Raw genomic sequence first — 14,965 nt, forward strand, 5'->3', positions numbered from 1 at the left:
GGCGCCGCGTGGCTCAGCCGCCGCCCGTCGGCAGCCAGCAGCCGTGCAGGCCGAGCGGGACCCGGACCGGGATGCGGACGCGGGCCACGGGGCCGGCGGCAGGGTCCTCGGCCGGGACGACCAGGAACCACGCGGACCCGTCGGTGCGGTCGGTGGCGAAGGTCAGCCAGTAGCCGCGCTCCTCGGAGTCCTCGCCGGGCACCGGTGCGAAGACCGGCTCCCCGACGGACAGGTCCCCGGCGTCCCAGACGCGGCCGGTGCCGGTCTCGGTGTCATGGAACCGCACGGCGTCGTACTCGCCGGTCAGCAGATCCGTCCGGCCGGTCCCGGTGGCCAGCGCGACGTGGCGGTGGCGCCGGCCGATGCGCCGGTCGTCGATGCGGGGGAACTCCACCCGGGCGTCGTCCAGCGGGGTCCGGGCCATGCCGCCCGCCACCGGGTCGATGCGCGCCCGGACGAGTCCGCCGGTCACGGGGGCCGCGCCGGGCTCCGGTTCCCCGCCGACGGTCAGCCGGCTCCACTGCACGTAGTCCAGGACCACCGGGGCGTCCGGGCCGGGTCCGTCGTCGTACGCGTTCACCGTGTGCCAGAGCCAGAACGCCTCGTCGGCGGCCCAGCGCGGCGTTCCGCCGTCGCGCGGGACGAGCACCACGCGGGTCCCGCGCTCGGGCCGCCAGGCGAGGAACGAGCCGCCCGCCATGGCCTGGGCCAAGTCGAAGAATGCGGGCGCGAGGACGATGACCGCGTAGCGCTCGGTCAGGGCCATGTCGTGGATCATCATCGGCTCGTCCACGCCGTCGACCGGCGTGGGACCCCGCGTGACCGTACCGTCGCGCCCGATGACCGACCAGGTCAGGTACGGGGCCTCCAGGCCGTAGCAGAAGACCACCATCTCACCGGTGACCGGATCGATCTTGGGGTGGGCGGTGATGCCCCTCGGCAGGGCGCCGTCGAAGTCCTCCCGGCCGAGCGTCTCCAGGCCGGCGCCGACCCGGTAGGGGCACGCGGACTCGGCGAGGGCCAGCAGCCGGCCGCCGTGCCGTACGACGTTGATGTCCGGCATCTCCCGGAAAGTGCCCGCGAGTTCGGGCCCTACCTGTTCGGCGTCCGGCATGATCATCGACTCCAGGCCGCCCCACAGGGCCCGCCCGGCCCGTTCCTCTGCCCGCAGCGCCGGGGTGCGTACGAACCGGTTGCGGTAGCGGGCGCGGCCCTCGGAGAGCCAGACCCCGTGCAGCATGCCGTCCCCGTCGATGGGGTACAGGTACGAGCCGATCGGGGGGAAACGGGGATTGGGACCGTTGCGCAGGTACAGCCCGTCCAGCGCCGGCGGGATCTCGCCGGTCACCTCGAGGCCGCCGACGTCGACCTCCTCGCTCACCGGCGCGAACGAGCCCAGCAGGTGGGGAACCCGGGTGGGGTCGAAGCGCGGCGGCGTGTGCGTGTTCACGGGGACCTCCCGGCGTGCCGGCTTCGGTCGTACCGGCACTTCCCAGTGAAACGCGGTGTCCGGGCCGGTGCCAGCCGTCGGCCGGGGCCGGGGCGGCGGACGGGCTGGTGCGAGGGGCCGGGGGAAGCGGGTACCGTCGTTGTCATGTTCTTCCAGACGCAGATCACCTCACATCACCACCGGGAGAACCCGTGACCGACAGCAAGAACATCAACAACCCCGTCGGCCAGGGCGGCGGCCAGCGCAAGAGGCTGTCCCGCGCGGAACGGCAGAACAACGGCCCGCACCGCAACCTCGACCGCCAGGGCGCCGCCGACAAGAAGGCGGAGCTGGTCCGCAAGATGCGCGAGAAGGCCCGCGCGGCCGAGACCACCGGACACGACGGCCGCCCGCATCCTGGACACGCTGGCGGCCGAGGCCCCGGAGCAGCTGGCGCCGCGCCTGCTGCTGGCCCGGGCCTACCTAGGCCTCGAAGAAGAGCCGGGCCCGCTCCCAGCGCTCGGCCGCCGTCCCGTGCTCGATGTACGCCGTCCCCACCGAACTCATCACGCCCGCCTTCCCGCTGTCCGCATCGCTGTCCGCTCCTCCAACACGCAGGGCCGGGGGAACATTCCACTGACCGAGGCCGCCCCGCCGCCGCTAGGTTGTCCGCATGAGCAATCTCGATCGCCAGCCCGCACTCTCCGTCTGCGGCGGCCGCGGCTTCGTCGTGGCCGAACCGGTTCGCGAGCTCCTCAGCCCGCGCACGGTCAAGCTCGGTGAGTCCACCGAGGTCCGACGACTCCTGCCGAACCTGGGCCGCCGCATGGTGGGCGCCTGGTGCTTCGTGGACCACTACGGCCCGGACGACATCGCGGACGAGCCCGGCATGCAGGTCGCTCCGCATCCGCACACCGGGCTCCAGACCGTGAGCTGGCTCCACGAGGGCGAGGTGCTGCACCGGGACAGCGTGGGCAGCCTGGCGACCATCCGCCCGCGCGAGCTGGGCCTGATGACCTCGGGCCGGGGCATCAGCCACTCGGAGGAGAGCCCGCGCCCGCACGCCCGCTTCCTGCACGGCGCCCAGCTGTGGGTGGCCCTGCCGGACGCCCACCGCGACGTGGACCCGCACTTCGAGCACCACGGGGAACTCCCGAGGGTGACGGCCCCGGGCCTGACCGCGACGGTCATCCTGGGCACCCTGGACACGGCGGCCTCGCCGGGCACGACGTACAGCCCGATCGTCGGCGCGGACCTGACCCTCGCGGCGGGCACCGAAACCCGCCTCCCGCTCGACCCGGACTTCGAGTACGCGGTCCTGTCGATGTCGGGCGAGGCCCACGTGGACGACGTACCCGTCCTCCCGGGCTCCATGCTCTACCTCGGCTGCGGCCGCACCGAACTCCCCCTGCGGGCGGCTTCGGACGCGAGCCTGATGCTCCTGGGCGGCGAACCGTTCGAGGAGGAGATCGTGATGTTCTGGAACTGGATCGGCCGCTCCAACGAGGACATCGTCAAAGCCCGCGAGGACTGGACGAACGGCACCCGGTTCGGTGAGGTGAAGGGCTACGACGGCCCCCCGATCCCGGCCCCACAGCTCCCGCCGGGGCCGCTGAAGGCACGGGGTCGGGTGCGCTGAGGTGCCGTTGAGCACGTGACGACGCCGGTCCCGGCACCCTTCCGGGTGCCGGGACCGGCGTCGTCCTGCGGGAGCGGGATCAGGCGGGGCGGCCGCCGAAGGGGGCGCCGGTGCCGTAGTACGTGCCCAGTTCCTCGCGGTACCCGGCGTCGCCGAGGTGCTTGTCGCGGTGGAACTCGGGGGCGTTCTTGATCTGCTCCTTGGTGCGGTCGACGTAGACCTTCTCGTCGTCCGGGTCGATCCGGACGACGGTGCTCGCCGGCAGCAGGACCTCCTTGCCGAAGATCCACACCCCGGTGTCGACCACCAGGTAGGCGTCACCGACCTCGTCGGAGTGCTTGTCGACCTTGCCGATGCTGCCGTCGGTCGCCTCGACCTTGTAGCCGGTCAGATCCGTACCGGCCAGGTGGCCCGAGGTCGGCTGGTAACTCCACACATGCTCAGTCACGCGAAAACAACTCCTCCGGTCAACGGAGGCCGGCAGGAATGAACTCCCCGCCCGGTCCTCCTTGTTCCGTACGTCGTGCTCGGCGGAAATGCCGCGCTCCGCCTGAACTTCGCCTGCCCCGCCCTCCCGGCTTCACACACACAGGCTACCAAGGGGAGCGGGCGCAGATGGCCTTGCCGCCCTCCGGGGTCGGTTCGATGCGGACGTGGGTGGTGAGGTGGCTGATCAGCAGCCACCCCCATCCGCCGGTTCCGTCCGTGTGGGGCGGCCGGGGCCGGGGCGGGCACGGGCTGGTGTCCGTGACGCAGATCTCGAGGTGATCTCCGTGCAGCTCCAGGCGCAGGGCGCAGGGTCCACGGGTGTAGCGGAGGGCGTTGGTGACGAGCTCGCTGACCACCAGGAGGACGCTGTCCGCGTTCGAGGACCGGACCGGAGGTCTGACCTGGGCGGCGCGGGACAGGAAGGCACGGGTGGCATCGCGTGCGGCTTTGGCGGGCTGCCCGGCGCGGGGCACGGGCTGATCGAGGACGGGGGCGGGCATGGAGCCTCCTTCCGCTGATGGGCCTGTACCGCGCCTGCCCCCTCCGCGGCAAACGACCCGTTCCGTCCCCATGCCGTGCCAGGCCCCCTCGAACAGGCCGGTGTGGAAGGGGTGGGGAAGGGCAGACGCGTGCACAGGTGGCGCCCACCCCGGAGGCCTGCCGATGTCCCGTGTGTCCGCGTCCGCTCTGATCGCCGTCCGCCTCGACGCGGCGAGCGGCGGTGTTCCGCTCCCCGCCCGGTTCGCGTACGACGCCGAGGCCCCGCACGCCGTCGAGGCCGCGTTCTTCGACGGCGCGACCGGACCCGGATCGTGCCCGGCGGCGCCGTGGGCGTCGATACCCGGGCCGAGATCTGCGTCATCCGGAAGATCACCGGGGAGCTGGTGGACCAGCCGTACGACCACCTGGTGCTCGCGCCGGGGAGCGTGACCCGCACCTTCGACATCCCTCGACATCCCTGAGCTGATGCCCGAGCCGGGCGACCGGCCGGGCCGCGCAGCCCTGGAGGTGCTGCGCCGCCGCGGCATCGAGGTCCCGCTCGGTGCCTCCGTCGCCAAGGCGGGCCCCGAGGCCGTCACCCTCACCGACGGCCGCGTGCTGCCCAGCCGCACCCTCGTCTGGACGGCCGGTGTCGCCGCGAGCCCCTCATCGCCGCGCTGGGTGCCGAGACCGCCAAGACCCGGGTGATGACGGACGGCTCCTGAACGCCGTGGCCGGGGACGAGTTCGTCCGCACCGGCTTCCAGACGCACAAGCCGGGGACGCTGCGCGACTTCGAGTACACGGACCAGTACCTCACCCCGGAGGAGGTACGGGCCCGCACGGCGGCCGGGGCGGGCTGAAGGACCAGTTGAGGCGGAGCACCGCGAGGTCGTCCGTGTGCCTGCCGGCGTTGAGCGCTCTGGTCTGGCGGATGAGGCTGTCCAGGTGCGCCGCGGGATCCGCGGACGGCGTCGTGTTGATCAGGGGCAGGAGCCCCTCGATCCCGAGCCGGCCGCCGGCGTCGCCGTTGTGCCCTTCGGTGAGGCCGTCGGTGTAGAGGGTGAGCGCTCCGGCGTCGGGGAGGGGCAGGACCGTCGCGCGCCAGTCGTGTTGGCCGGGGTCGATGCCGAGGGCGATCCCGTGCTCGGCGGCCACCTGGAGGGTCTTCTCCGAGGTGGTGAGCAGGGGTTCGTGGTGGCCCGCCAGGTAGAGGGTGGCAGCGGCGGCCTTCTGGTCGAGGGTGAGGAGCGTGCAGGTGGCGAACAGGGGCTGGGTGCCGCGCTCCGCGACCAGCAGGCGTTCCATGAGGTGCAGCAGTTCGGTGCCGTGGTGTCCGGCCAGGACGAGCGAGCGCCAGGCGATGCGCAGGCAGACGCCGAGGGCGGCGGCGTCGGGACCGTGTCCGCTGACGTCGCCGACGACGGCGTACAGCAGGCCGCCGTCGCCCTCGACGACATCGAGGAAGTCACCCCCGAGCAGGGCCTGTTCGGCCCCGGGCAGGTAGCGGGTGGTCACCGTGACGGTGGAGGTGTCGAGGAGGGGCCGGGGCAGGAGTCCGCGTTCCAGCCGGGCGTTCTCCGCCGCGCGCTGCCGGGCCGCCTGGGCTTCGGCCGCCGCGCGCTCGGTGTGGCTCCGGTAGACGGCGTAGCGGACCGTGCGGCGCAGCAGTTCGGCTTCGACCTTGCCCTTGACGAGGTAGTCCTGGGCCCCGGCGGCCATCGCTTCGGAGCCCGCCTGCTTCTCGGACAGGCCGGTCAGGACGACCACCGCGGTGTGCGGGGCCATTGCGCGGACGGTGGTGACCGCATCGGTGCCCGACACGTCGGGCAGGTGCAGGTCGAGGAGGATGCAGTCGACGGCGCGGGACGCGAGTTCCGAGCGGGCTCCGGCCAGCGAGACGGTGGTGGTGAGCTCGAAGCGCAGCTCGGTGTCGTGGAGGAGCTCCTCCACGAGCAGGGCGTCGGCGGCGTCGTCCTCGATGAGGAGGATGCGGTAGACCGGCTCGTCCGCGGCGATGCCGTCGGCGTGGGTGAGGGTTGCGGTCATGGCGTCGGCTCCGAGGTGGCCCGGGCCGTCTCCGCGGTGGCCGCCGGGGCCGGGGGAGGTGCGGCGGCGAGGGTGAAGCCGATGCGCGTTCCGTCGCGGTACTCCGGGTCGACGGCGATGGTGCCGCCGTGGAACTCGACGATCTTCTTGCACATGGCCAGGCCGATGCCGCTTCCGGGATAGGCGTCCTTGGTGTGGAGCCGCTGGAAGATCACGAATACCTTCTCGGCGTACTCGGGAGCGATGCCGATGCCGTTGTCGGTCACCGTGAACCGCCAGAGCTCCCCGGCACGTTCGGCTGTCACGTGAATGTCCGGGGTTCGGTCCGGGCGGTGGAACTTGACCGCGTTGCCGATCAGGTTCTGCCAGAGCATGCCCATCTGGGTGGGGTTGGCGACCAGGGTCGGCAGCGGGTCGTGGGTGAGGGTCGCCCCGGCCTCTTCGATGCCGAGGCTCAGGGCGGACGCGGTCTGCTCCATGACCGCTTCGAGGTCCACGCTCTCGTGGTCGTGGTGGACACGGCCCACCCGGGAGAAGTCGAGAAGGTCGTTGATGAGGGTCTGCATACGGTTGGCGCCGTCGACCGCGATGGCGATGTACTGGTCCGCCTTGGCGTCGAGCTGCCCTCCGTAGCGCCGCTGGAGAAGCTGGGTGAAGCTGGAGACCTTGCGCAGCGGCTCCTGCAGGTCGTGGGAGGCCACGTACGCGAACTGCTCCAGCTCCGCGTTGGAACGCTGGAGGTCGGCGGTCTGCGCGTCGAGGTGCCGCCGGGCCTCTTCGCTGAAGGCGAGCTCCCTGACGAGGCGTCGGCGCATGGAGTCGATCTCGTCGCTCAGCCGCCGCAGGTCCGCGGGGCCCGTAGGGGTGATGGGGCGGTCGAAGTCGCCGCCGGCGATGGCGCGCGCGTCTGCGCCGAGCTGCTCCAGGGGCGTGGTGATGCCGCGGCGCAGGGCTTCGAAGACCAGGCCCGCGAGAAGGGCGATGACCACGGCGATCGCCCCGAAGGCCCAGTTGCGCAGCCTCATCGTGGCCATGAGGTCGTCCCGGGCCCGGGCCCGCTCCGCGAGCAGCCGTTCCTGCTGGGCGGTCAGGGCCGCGCGGACCTCGTCGAAGGCCTTCTTGCCCTCCGCCGAGCGCTCCGCGGCCAGGGGCGAGGGGGCGCCGGCCGGAGCGGCGGCGACCGGCCCGGCGATCCTCTCCTGCCAGGCTTTCGCGGCGTCCTGTACCGACCCGAGGTCCCTGAGGCCCGCGGGGTCGGCGCGCAGCAGCTCCGAAAGCCGGGCGCCGTCCCTCTCCTGATCGGCCAGGCCCTGCCGGTAGGGACCGAGGAACTCCGCGGTGCCGGTCAGGCCGTAGCCGCGGATGCCGGTCTCCTGGTTCAGCAAGGCCGACTCCAGGCGTATCGCGGTGGACAGTGCGGGGGACTTCACGTCCACGAGGTCTTCGCTGAGGGACGCCGTGCGCCCCAGCATCCACGTCCCCGTCACCCCGAGGAGGGCCAGCACGGACAGTGCGGTGGCCACCCCGACCCGCAGCCATCGCCGGGTCGTCCAGGGGGGAAGTCCCCGCCCCTGTGGCCGCCCCGCGTTGCCGGTCATCGTGAGTCCCTCCCCTGGGTCGTCGCCTCGAAAGGAAGCGCAGCGCACACTGTAGAGGGCTTCGGACAACGTTTGTTGTCGCGTTCCGGTTTGCGTCCTAAGCTGCGGTCCATGCCAGGCAAGAACTTCGTTTTGCGGACCACGGTGCCGGAGACGGCCGCCGTCGCGGACGCGGCCGTCTCCGACCTCGCACGGCGCCTGGCCCTCCATCTGCAGGAGGACCTCGCGGACCCGGCGGCCGACGGCCGGGCCCGCGCCCTGGCCCGGCTGCACCTGCTGGATCAGCTCCAGCAGGCAGCCGGACGGCTCCAGCGGGACGCGGCCCTGGACGCAGCGCGTGCGGGTGCCGGATACCCGCAGATCGGCCGGGCATGCGGCATGACCCGTCAGGGCGCCCGGCGCCGCTGGCCCGGAATCTTCCACCACACCGACGACGCACCCACGGAGCATCCGATGATGACCGGCCCCGCCCGCCCTTTCGACGTGCTGCTCGTGGAGGACGACGCCGCCGACGCCATGCTCATCGAGGAGGCCCTCTCCGGGCGCGGCGCCCGCAACCTGGTCCAGGTCACCGACGGACTGGCCGCCCTCGAACACCTCCGGACCCCGGGCACAGCGCGCCCCGACCTCATCGTGCTGGACCTGAACATGCCCCGGATGAACGGCCGCGACCTGCTCCGGGTCCTGAAGAGCGACGAGTCCCTGCAGACCATTCCCGTGGTCGTCCTGACCACGTCCTCGGCGCCCGATGACGTGGCCGGCGCGTACAGCAGCCACGCCAACGCCTACGTGACCAAACCGGTCAACCTGGAGGAGTTCGAGCGGGCCGTCCAGAGCATCGACTCCTTCTACCTGGACACCGCCACCCACCCGCCCCGTACGTGACACGGACCGGCCCTGGAAGCAGATTCCGCTCGCCCCGGCCGTCCAGGGGGCACCTTCTCCGAACCGGCCGAGAGCGGCAGGGCCCGGACCGTGCATCTCGGTCCGGGCCCTGCCCTCGCGGCGCCACCCTGCGGCGGCGGTCGTGCGTCAGCTCTGGGGCGTGTCCCCGTCCGAGTTCAGCGTCCGCACATCCGCGTGCCGCTGAGCGGTCATGTCGAATCCAGCCGGTCACGGAAGAAGTAAAGGAGCCAGGCCGCACACCTGCCGGCCAGGCCCTCCGCGCCCGGATCAGGAGCCGCCATGACCATCGCACCCCTGTCCCCGTCCCCCCTCCCCGCGGCGGCCCCGGCTGCCGCCCCCGCTCCCGCCCCCACCGCCGGAGCCGCCCCCGCTCCCGCCCCCACCGCCGGAGCCGGCGCCCTCCCCGCCCCCCGCTACGCCGTACGCCTCGCCCGCGACGAGGCCGAGGTCCGCGCCGCCCAGCGGCTGCGCCACCAGGTCTTCGCCGGCGAGCTCGGCGCCCGCCTCGACGGGCCCGAGCCCGGACTCGACATCGACTCCTTCGACGCCTACTGCGACCACCTCCTGGTCCTCGACGAGGAGACCGAGCAGGTCGTCGGCACCTACCGGCTGCTTCCCCCGGAGCGCGCGGCCGTCGCCGGCCGTCTCTACTCCGAGGGCGAGTTCGACCTCTCCGCCCTCGCCCCCATCCGCCCGGACCTGGTGGAGGGCCGCTCCTGCGTCCACCCCGACCACCGCAACGGCGCCGTCATCGCCCTGATCTGGGCCGGCCTCGCCCGCTACATGGACCGCTCCGGGCACAACTGGCTCGCCGGCTGCTGTTCGATACCGCTCGCCGACGGCGGGGTGCTGGCCGCCGCCACCCGCGAGGCGGCCCTGGCCCGGGCCTTCGCCCCCCAGGAGTACCGGGTCACCCCGCACATCCCCTGGAACCCCGAGGGCATCACCTACCCCGCCCGCATGGAGCTGCCCCCGCTGCTGCGCGGCTACCTGCGCCTGGGCGCCTGGGTCTGCGGCGAGCCCGCGCTCGACGCCGAGTTCGGCTGCGCCGACCTGTACGTGCTGCTCTCCCTGCGCCGCACCAACCCGCGCTACCTCAAGCACTTCCTCTCGCTCGTCCCGGGCGCATGAGCGTCTGGCTGCCCACCTCGCCCTGCACCCCCGAGGCCTGCGCCGGCCACCAGGGGCGCACGGCGAGCGTCCCGCTCGCGGTGCTCCGGCTCACCGCAGCCGTCCTGCTGATCCTCGCCGGGATCCTCGGCGCCCCGCCGGTACGGCTGCTGCCGGCCCGGCCCCGGCACGCGGTGGTACGGGGCTGGTCGGCCGCGCTGGTCCGGGCGTTCGGCATCCGGATCACCGTGCACGGAAGCCCCGGGCGGGGCGGCGGCCGCCTGGTCGTCGCCAACCACATCTCCTGGCTGGACATCCCGCTGGTCGCCGCCGTCCTGCCCTGCCGGATGCTCGCCAAGAGCGACATCCGGGCCTGGCCGGTCCTCGGCCGCCTCGCCGGCCGGGCCGGGACCCTGTTCATCGAACGCGAGCGGATCCGCGCCCTGCCCGCGACCGTCGAGACCATCACCCGCGCGCTGCTGGACGGCGACCGGGTCACCGTCTTCCCCGAGGGCTCCACCTGGTGCGGGCGGGCCCAGGGCGCCTTCCGCAGGGCGGCCTTCCAGTCGGCCCTGGACGCGCGGGTCCCCGTACAGCCCGTCCGGCTCGCCTACCTGCGCTGCGACGGGGAGCCGGCCGGGGAACCCGCCTTCGTCGGGGACGACCCGCTGACCGCCTCGCTCTGGCGGATCGCCCGGGCCCGCGGGGTGCGGGCCGAGGTCACCCTGCTGCCGCGGATCCCGCCGGGCCGGTACGCGCACCGGCGGGACCTCGCGGCCGCGGCTCAGACGGCGATCACCTCCGCCTCATTCCTTCCCGGCATCCCCGCTCAGCGCTCCGCGCCGTCGGCGACCGACAAGGACAGGGCGAAGCGGCCCGCCGCATCCGTCCACCACTGGACCAGCTCGAGCCCGGCGGATGCCAGTTCCTTGCGCACGCCCTCCTGACGGAACTTCGCGGACACCTCCGTCAGAATCTCCTCACCCGCCGCGAACGGCACCACCAGGTCCAGTGCGCGGACCTTCACCAGCAGCTCCGACCGGGCCCGCAGCCGCATCTCGATCCACTCCCGCTCCCGGTTCCACACCGCCACGTGGGCGAAGTCGGCGGGGTGGAAGTCCGCCCCCAACTCCCTGTTGATCACGGCCAGTACGTTCTGGTTGAACTCGGCCGTCACCCCCTGGGCGTCGTCGTACGCCGCCACCAGCACGGCCTCGTCCTTGACCAGGTCCGTGCCGATCAGCAGCGTGTCCCCGGGCGAGAGCATCGCCCGTACGGACGCCAGGAACACCGCCCGCTCCGGCGGCAGCAGGTTCCCGATCGTGCCGCCCAGGAACACCACCAGCCGGGGCCCCGGGGACTCCGGCAGCCGCAGGGCCCTGGTGAAGTCGGCCAGCAGGGCGTGCACCCGCAGCCCCGGGTGCGCCGCCAGCAGCGTCCGCGAGGCGCCCTCCAGGGCGCTCTCGCTCACGTCCACCGGGATGTAGGTGTCCAGTGCCGGCATGGCCTCGATCAGGTGCCGGGTCTTCTCCGAGGAGCCGGAGCCCAGCTCCACCAGGGTCCGCGCCCCGCTCGCCGAGGCGATCTCCTGCGCCCGCTCCAGCAGGATCTCCCGCTCCGCACGCGTGGGGTAGTACTCGGGCAACCGGGTGATCTCCTCGAAGAGTTCACTGCCCCGCGCGTCGTAGAACCACTTGGGCGGCAGCACCTTCGGGGTCCGGGTCAGCCCGTGCAGGACGTCCGCGCGCAGCGCCGTCTCCGCGGTGTGCTCGTCGAGGGTCCGGGTCATCTGGAAGTCACTCACGCTCGCTCCTTCTCCCCCAGCGGGGTCTCCTTGAGGGGGGTCAGCTCGACCCGGGTACGGGTGGCGGTCAGCAGGGTCCGGTCGGGCACCTCGCACCAGCGGGTGTCCCCGTCGTACGGCTCGGAGGCCACCACCATCCGCTCGCTCCGCGGATCCGGCAGGTACCACAGCGAATCGCCCCAGGCCGTCGCGGCGATGGCCGTGCCGTCCGTCAGCAGCAGGTTCAGCCGCGAGCCGGGAGCGGCCCCGGCCAGCTCCAGGACCGTCCCGGCCAGCGCCGCGCCCAGGCCGGCCCCGGCCCGCAGCCGGTGCAGGACCAGCGCCCAGACCAGGGCCGAATCGGTGCGCGCGGCCAGCTGGAGCAGGTCCGCGGGCGGCAGGCCGAGCGCCAGCGGGGCCGCCGCGTCCGGCCAGTCCCGTATCGCCCCGTTGTGACTGAACAGCCAGGGCCCGTCCGCGAACGGGGCCGCCGCGGCCTCCCCGTCGGCCCCCGGCCGGGTGGCATCGCGTACGGCGGCCAGCGCCGCCTCGCTGCGCACCACCCGGGCGAGGTCGGCGAAGGCCAGGTCGGACCAGATCGGCCCGGCCCGGCGGTAGCGGGCGGGGACCGGGTCGTCCTCCGCGTACCAGCCGACGCCGAAGCCGTCGGCGTTGACGGTGCCGCTGCGCTGGCGGCGCGGCTCCCAGGACTGGCGCACCAGCGAGTGCTCGGGTTCGCTCAGCAGCCGCCCCAGTGCCACCATCGGTCCCAGATAGGCGAGATGACGGCACATCAGACGTTCCTCGCGGTGCGGAAGCCCGAGAAGATCTGCCGTCGCACCGGAAGGTCCCAGTTGCGGAAGGTGCCCCGGCAGGCCACCTGGTCCACCGCGAAGGAGCCCCCGCGCAGCACCTTGTGCTCGGGGCCGAAGAACACCTCCGAGTACTCCCGGTAGGGGAAGGCCCGGAACCCCGGGTACGGCAGGAAATCGGACGCCGTCCACTCCCACACGTCGCCGATCAGCTGGCGCACCCCGAGGGGCGAGGCGCCGGCCGGATAGCTGCCGACGCGGGCCGGGCGCAGGTGGCGCTGGCCGAGGTTGGCGTGGACCGGGTCCGGATCCGCGTCGCCCCACGGGTAGCGGCGCGAGCGGCCGGTGGCGGGGTCGTGCCGGGCGGCCTTCTCCCACTCGGCCTCGGTGGGCAGCCGGCGGCCCGCCCAGCGGGCGTAGGCGTCCGCCTCGTACCAGCTGACGTGCAGGACCGGTTCGTCACCGGGAACCGGCTCGGTCACCCCGAACCGGCGGCGCAGCCACTGGCCGCCCTCGCGGCGCCAGAACAGCGGTGCCTCGATGCCGTGTTCGCGGATCTGGGCCCAGCCGGCCGGGGCCCACCAGCGGGGCTCGCCGTAGCCGCCGTCCGCCATGAACGCCTGGTACGCCGCATTGCTCACCGGCACCGTGTCGATCCAGAACGGCTCCGTGTCCCGGGCGTGCGCGGGCCGCTCGTTGTCCAGCGACCACGGCTCGGCGGAGGTGCCCATCGTGAACGGACCGCCCGGCACCAGGACTTCGGCCACCAGCGGCGCCTCGTACGGGGGATCGGGCTCGGGGGCCGTCAGTACGGGCTCGCCCTGCCGGAGCTGGTGGGTGATCAGCATCGTCTCGTCGTGCTGCTGCTCGTGCTGGGCGATCATCCCGAAGGCGAAGCCGTCGTCGAGGAGCGCGCTGCCCTCCAGCGGGGTGCGCTCCAGCAGGTCGAACACCCGGCCGCGGACCTCGGCGGCGTACCGGCGGGCCTCGGCGGGACCGAGCAGCGGCAGCCGCGGCCGTTCGGAGCGGGGGTGCTGGAACGCGTCGTAGAGCGGGTTGATCTCGGGGTGCAGCGACTCGCGTCCGGCGACGCGGCCGAGCAGCCACAGCTCCTCCTGGTTTCCGATGTGCGCCAGGTCCCAGACCAGGGGCGACATCAGGGGGGAGTGCTGGGCGGTGAGGTCCCGGTCGGTCACCGGGTCGGTGAGCGCGGCCGTCCGGGCGCGCGCGGCGGTCAGCGCGGCCGCAGCCCGTTCCCGCAGGCCGGGAGGGGATCCGGGGGTCATCGGCGGGCCTCCTTGCCGGCGGCCGCGGCCAGTGGCCGGGGCGGGTCGTCGGCCGGGCAGCGGCCGCGCAGCACGAAGCGTTCGGTGAAGGCCCCGACCGTGTCGCGGACGTGGGCGCCGGCCCCGAGCCGGGGCAGCGCCTCGGCGGCGGCCCGGAAGCAGGCCTTGGCGGCGGCCCGCAGCTCGGGGTCGGTCAGACCGTGCCGGGCGGCGGAGCGCCACAGCGGATTGCGGGGCGCGGGCGAGGAGCCGTAGGTCTCGGCGAGCGCCTTGGCCACCCGGTACGCGGTCTCCGCGGCCTCCGGATCGTCGAACAGCGCGTGCACGACGGCCACCGGGACCAGCCAGCCGTCGTCACCGGGCTGCGCGTCGATCATCCGCAGCTCCAGGTGGCCGCGCGGCCGCACCGGCGGGAACAGGGTGCTCACGTGGTAGTCCAGGTCCTCCGCGGTGGGCGGCCGCAGCCCCGGGTACACCGGGTCGCCGCCCGAGCGCAGCCAGTCGCGGAACGTCATGCCCTGCGGGACCGTCCACGGCTCGCCGTCGTACGACCGTACGCACATCACCTCGGTGTCCAGCGCCTGCCGGGTCCAGCCGCCCCGCGGTGAACCCTCCAGCGGCGGGGCGAGCGAGCGGCGGCTGTCGATGTCGGCCCAGTTGCCCTGCCGGGCGCAGCGCCAGTCGGCGTACGGGCCGTCGAAGGCGGGGGAGTTGGCGAAGGAGGCCACCAGGACCGCGCCGAGCAGGTGCGCGAGCCGCCAGCGCCGGCCGTGGCCGAGCACGCCGGGCTCCTCGTGTCCGGCGTCGACGCAGACCTGCACGGAGGCGGAGGCGCGCATCATGGCGCGCCCCGCCGGGCCGGTGCGGTCGAAGTAGGTCTCCATCGCGTCGTAGCGCGGGCTGGTCAGCAGCCGGCGGTGGGGGACGCGGGGGTCCTGGCCGCGGCCCTCCAGCAGCAGGCCCTGAGCGATCAGGGCGGCGCGGACGGCGGTGAGGTCGGCCTGGAGGCCGTCCACGCAGCCGCTCAGGGAGGTCGCGGGGGCCGAGCTGAGCTCCAGCTGGCCGCCGGGTTCCACGGTCACCCGGGAGTTCAGCGGCAGGGCGCGCGCGGCGCTGTGCGCGGCCCGCAGCCGGTCGGGCGCCACGGGCCGGCCGGGCCGCTCGGCGTCCAGGACCAGCCATTCGAGCTCGGCGCCGATCAGGCGGGGCGGGCCCGTCTTGAAACAGATGCCGTGCAGCAGGTCCTCGGCCTGGCTCTCGGATATGGGTGGGTGCGGGGGTGGGTGAGCGGCTGAGAACGTGGCCATGACCGGGTCCTCTTCTCCTGTCGTCGGTCGCGACATCGGTCGTCGTGACATCACCCGTGCCTACCCGTCTTCCGGACG

14 protein-coding genes and 3 pseudogenes are annotated in these 14,965 nt (G+C 73.5%); 8 read left to right on the forward strand and 9 right to left on the reverse strand.

Going from position 1 to position 14,965, the window contains the following annotated elements; translation table 11 throughout:
• Positions 1-13: 13 nt before the first annotated feature.
• Positions 14-1,450 carry a carotenoid oxygenase family protein gene (locus ACTVZO_RS34045; protein ID WP_443301987.1) on the reverse strand — a complete coding sequence of 479 codons (1,437 nt, stop codon included), beginning with the start codon at positions 1,448-1,450 and terminating at the stop codon, positions 14-16.
• Between the two features lie 191 nt (positions 1,451-1,641).
• Here ACTVZO_RS34045 and ACTVZO_RS34050 point away from each other — a divergent pair.
• The 3 genes and pseudogenes from ACTVZO_RS34050 to ACTVZO_RS34060 form a co-directional block, all read left to right on the forward strand.
• Positions 1,642-1,836: pseudogene (locus tag ACTVZO_RS34050) on the forward strand (DUF6243 family protein); the annotation flags it as partial.
• Positions 1,832-1,912 (forward strand): annotated as a pseudogene (locus tag ACTVZO_RS34055) (tetratricopeptide repeat protein); the annotation flags it as partial. The pseudogenes ACTVZO_RS34050 and ACTVZO_RS34055, both read left to right, overlap by 5 nt.
• A 190-nt stretch (positions 1,913-2,102) precedes the next feature.
• Entirely contained in the window at positions 2,103-3,068 is a 966-nt protein-coding gene (locus ACTVZO_RS34060) for a pirin family protein (RefSeq protein WP_443301988.1), read from the forward strand.
• Between the two features lie 79 nt (positions 3,069-3,147).
• Here the strand turns inward: ACTVZO_RS34060 and ACTVZO_RS34065 are convergent, their stop codons facing one another.
• Complete coding sequence (locus tag ACTVZO_RS34065) at positions 3,148-3,516, reverse strand: PRC-barrel domain-containing protein (protein WP_443301989.1); 369 nt, start codon at positions 3,514-3,516, stop codon at positions 3,148-3,150.
• 145 nt (positions 3,517-3,661) lie between these two features.
• Positions 3,662-4,057 carry an ATP-binding protein gene (locus tag ACTVZO_RS34070; RefSeq protein ID WP_443301990.1) on the reverse strand — a complete coding sequence of 132 codons (396 nt, stop codon included), beginning with the start codon at positions 4,055-4,057 and terminating at the stop codon, positions 3,662-3,664.
• A 291-nt stretch (positions 4,058-4,348) separates the two neighbouring features.
• On the opposite strand from ACTVZO_RS34070, the pseudogene ACTVZO_RS34075 reads away from it, so the two are divergent.
• Both ACTVZO_RS34075 and ACTVZO_RS34080 read left to right on the forward strand, forming a co-directional pair.
• Positions 4,349-4,744 (forward strand): annotated as a pseudogene (locus ACTVZO_RS34075) (hypothetical protein); the annotation flags it as partial.
• 23 nt (positions 4,745-4,767) lie between these two features.
• Positions 4,768-4,899, forward strand: a complete 132-nt coding sequence (locus ACTVZO_RS34080; protein WP_443301991.1) for a hypothetical protein — start codon at positions 4,768-4,770, stop codon at positions 4,897-4,899.
• On the opposite strand, the gene ACTVZO_RS34085 is transcribed toward ACTVZO_RS34080, so the two are convergent.
• A complete protein-coding gene (locus tag ACTVZO_RS34085) occupies positions 4,853-6,085 on the reverse strand; it encodes a PP2C family protein-serine/threonine phosphatase (RefSeq protein ID WP_443301992.1) in 1,233 nt (410 codons plus the stop codon). The genes ACTVZO_RS34080 and ACTVZO_RS34085 overlap by 47 nt on opposite strands.
• On the reverse strand, positions 6,082-7,683 hold the full coding sequence (locus ACTVZO_RS34090) for a sensor histidine kinase (protein WP_443301993.1): 1,602 nt from the start codon (positions 7,681-7,683) through the stop codon (positions 6,082-6,084). Before ACTVZO_RS34090 ends, ACTVZO_RS34085 begins: the two co-directional genes overlap by 4 nt.
• Positions 7,684-7,794: 111 nt before the next feature.
• Between ACTVZO_RS34090 and ACTVZO_RS34095 the strand changes: the two genes are divergently transcribed.
• From ACTVZO_RS34095 to ACTVZO_RS34105, 3 genes are all read left to right on the forward strand, one after another.
• Positions 7,795-8,568, forward strand: coding sequence for a response regulator (locus ACTVZO_RS34095; protein ID WP_443301994.1), 774 nt, complete (start codon positions 7,795-7,797; stop codon positions 8,566-8,568).
• Between the two features lie 300 nt (positions 8,569-8,868).
• The gene (locus ACTVZO_RS34100) at positions 8,869-9,720 is read left to right on the forward strand and encodes a GNAT family N-acetyltransferase (RefSeq protein WP_443301995.1); all 852 of its coding nucleotides are present in this window, start codon (positions 8,869-8,871) and stop codon (positions 9,718-9,720) included.
• Positions 9,717-10,646, forward strand: a complete 930-nt coding sequence (locus ACTVZO_RS34105) for a lysophospholipid acyltransferase family protein (RefSeq protein WP_443301996.1) — start codon at positions 9,717-9,719, stop codon at positions 10,644-10,646. Before ACTVZO_RS34100 ends, ACTVZO_RS34105 begins: the two co-directional genes overlap by 4 nt.
• On the opposite strand, the gene egtD is transcribed toward ACTVZO_RS34105, so the two are convergent.
• Genes egtD through egtA form a run of 4 tightly spaced genes read right to left on the reverse strand, consistent with a single transcriptional unit; the run spans position 10,529 to position 14,887 of the window.
• A complete protein-coding gene (gene egtD, locus ACTVZO_RS34110) occupies positions 10,529-11,503 on the reverse strand; it encodes an L-histidine N(alpha)-methyltransferase (RefSeq protein WP_443301997.1) in 975 nt (324 codons plus the stop codon). The genes ACTVZO_RS34105 and egtD overlap by 118 nt on opposite strands.
• The gene (egtC, locus tag ACTVZO_RS34115; protein ID WP_443301998.1) at positions 11,500-12,276 is read right to left on the reverse strand and encodes an ergothioneine biosynthesis protein EgtC; all 777 of its coding nucleotides are present in this window, start codon (positions 12,274-12,276) and stop codon (positions 11,500-11,502) included. The genes egtD and egtC overlap by 4 nt, the downstream gene beginning before the upstream one ends.
• Positions 12,276-13,580 (reverse strand): ergothioneine biosynthesis protein EgtB, encoded by a 1,305-nt coding sequence (gene egtB / locus ACTVZO_RS34120; RefSeq protein WP_443301999.1) that lies wholly within the window; start codon positions 13,578-13,580, stop codon positions 12,276-12,278. Before egtB ends, egtC begins: the two co-directional genes overlap by 1 nt.
• Entirely contained in the window at positions 13,577-14,887 is a 1,311-nt protein-coding gene (gene egtA, locus ACTVZO_RS34125; protein ID WP_443302000.1) for an ergothioneine biosynthesis glutamate--cysteine ligase EgtA, read from the reverse strand. The genes egtB and egtA overlap by 4 nt, the downstream gene beginning before the upstream one ends.
• Between the last annotated feature and the right edge of the window lie 78 nt (positions 14,888-14,965).

The sequence above is a fragment of the Streptomyces sp. IBSNAI002 genome (assembly GCF_052244475.1).
In the GTDB taxonomy this organism is placed as follows: Bacteria; Actinomycetota; Actinomycetes; order Streptomycetales; family Streptomycetaceae; genus Streptomyces.

Bases quoted from the DNA above. Each gene is read 5' to 3' on its own strand.
- egtA (WP_443302000.1), bottom strand. From the start codon at position 14,887: ATGGCCACGTTCTCAGCCGCTCACCCACCCCCGCACCCACCCATATCC.
- ACTVZO_RS34060 (WP_443301988.1), top strand. From the start codon at position 2,103: ATGAGCAATCTCGATCGCCAGCCCGCACTCTCCGTCTGCGGCGGCCGC.
- egtB (WP_443301999.1), bottom strand. From the start codon at position 13,580: ATGACCCCCGGATCCCCTCCCGGCCTGCGGGAACGGGCTGCGGCCGCG.
- ACTVZO_RS34085 (WP_443301992.1), bottom strand. From the start codon at position 6,085: ATGACCGCAACCCTCACCCACGCCGACGGCATCGCCGCGGACGAGCCG.
- ACTVZO_RS34100 (WP_443301995.1), top strand. From the start codon at position 8,869: ATGACCATCGCACCCCTGTCCCCGTCCCCCCTCCCCGCGGCGGCCCCG.
- ACTVZO_RS34105 (WP_443301996.1), top strand. From the start codon at position 9,717: ATGAGCGTCTGGCTGCCCACCTCGCCCTGCACCCCCGAGGCCTGCGCC.
- ACTVZO_RS34095 (WP_443301994.1), top strand. From the start codon at position 7,795: ATGCCAGGCAAGAACTTCGTTTTGCGGACCACGGTGCCGGAGACGGCC.
- ACTVZO_RS34070 (WP_443301990.1), bottom strand. From the start codon at position 4,057: ATGCCCGCCCCCGTCCTCGATCAGCCCGTGCCCCGCGCCGGGCAGCCC.
- egtC (WP_443301998.1), bottom strand. From the start codon at position 12,276: ATGTGCCGTCATCTCGCCTATCTGGGACCGATGGTGGCACTGGGGCGG.
- ACTVZO_RS34090 (WP_443301993.1), bottom strand. From the start codon at position 7,683: ATGACCGGCAACGCGGGGCGGCCACAGGGGCGGGGACTTCCCCCCTGG.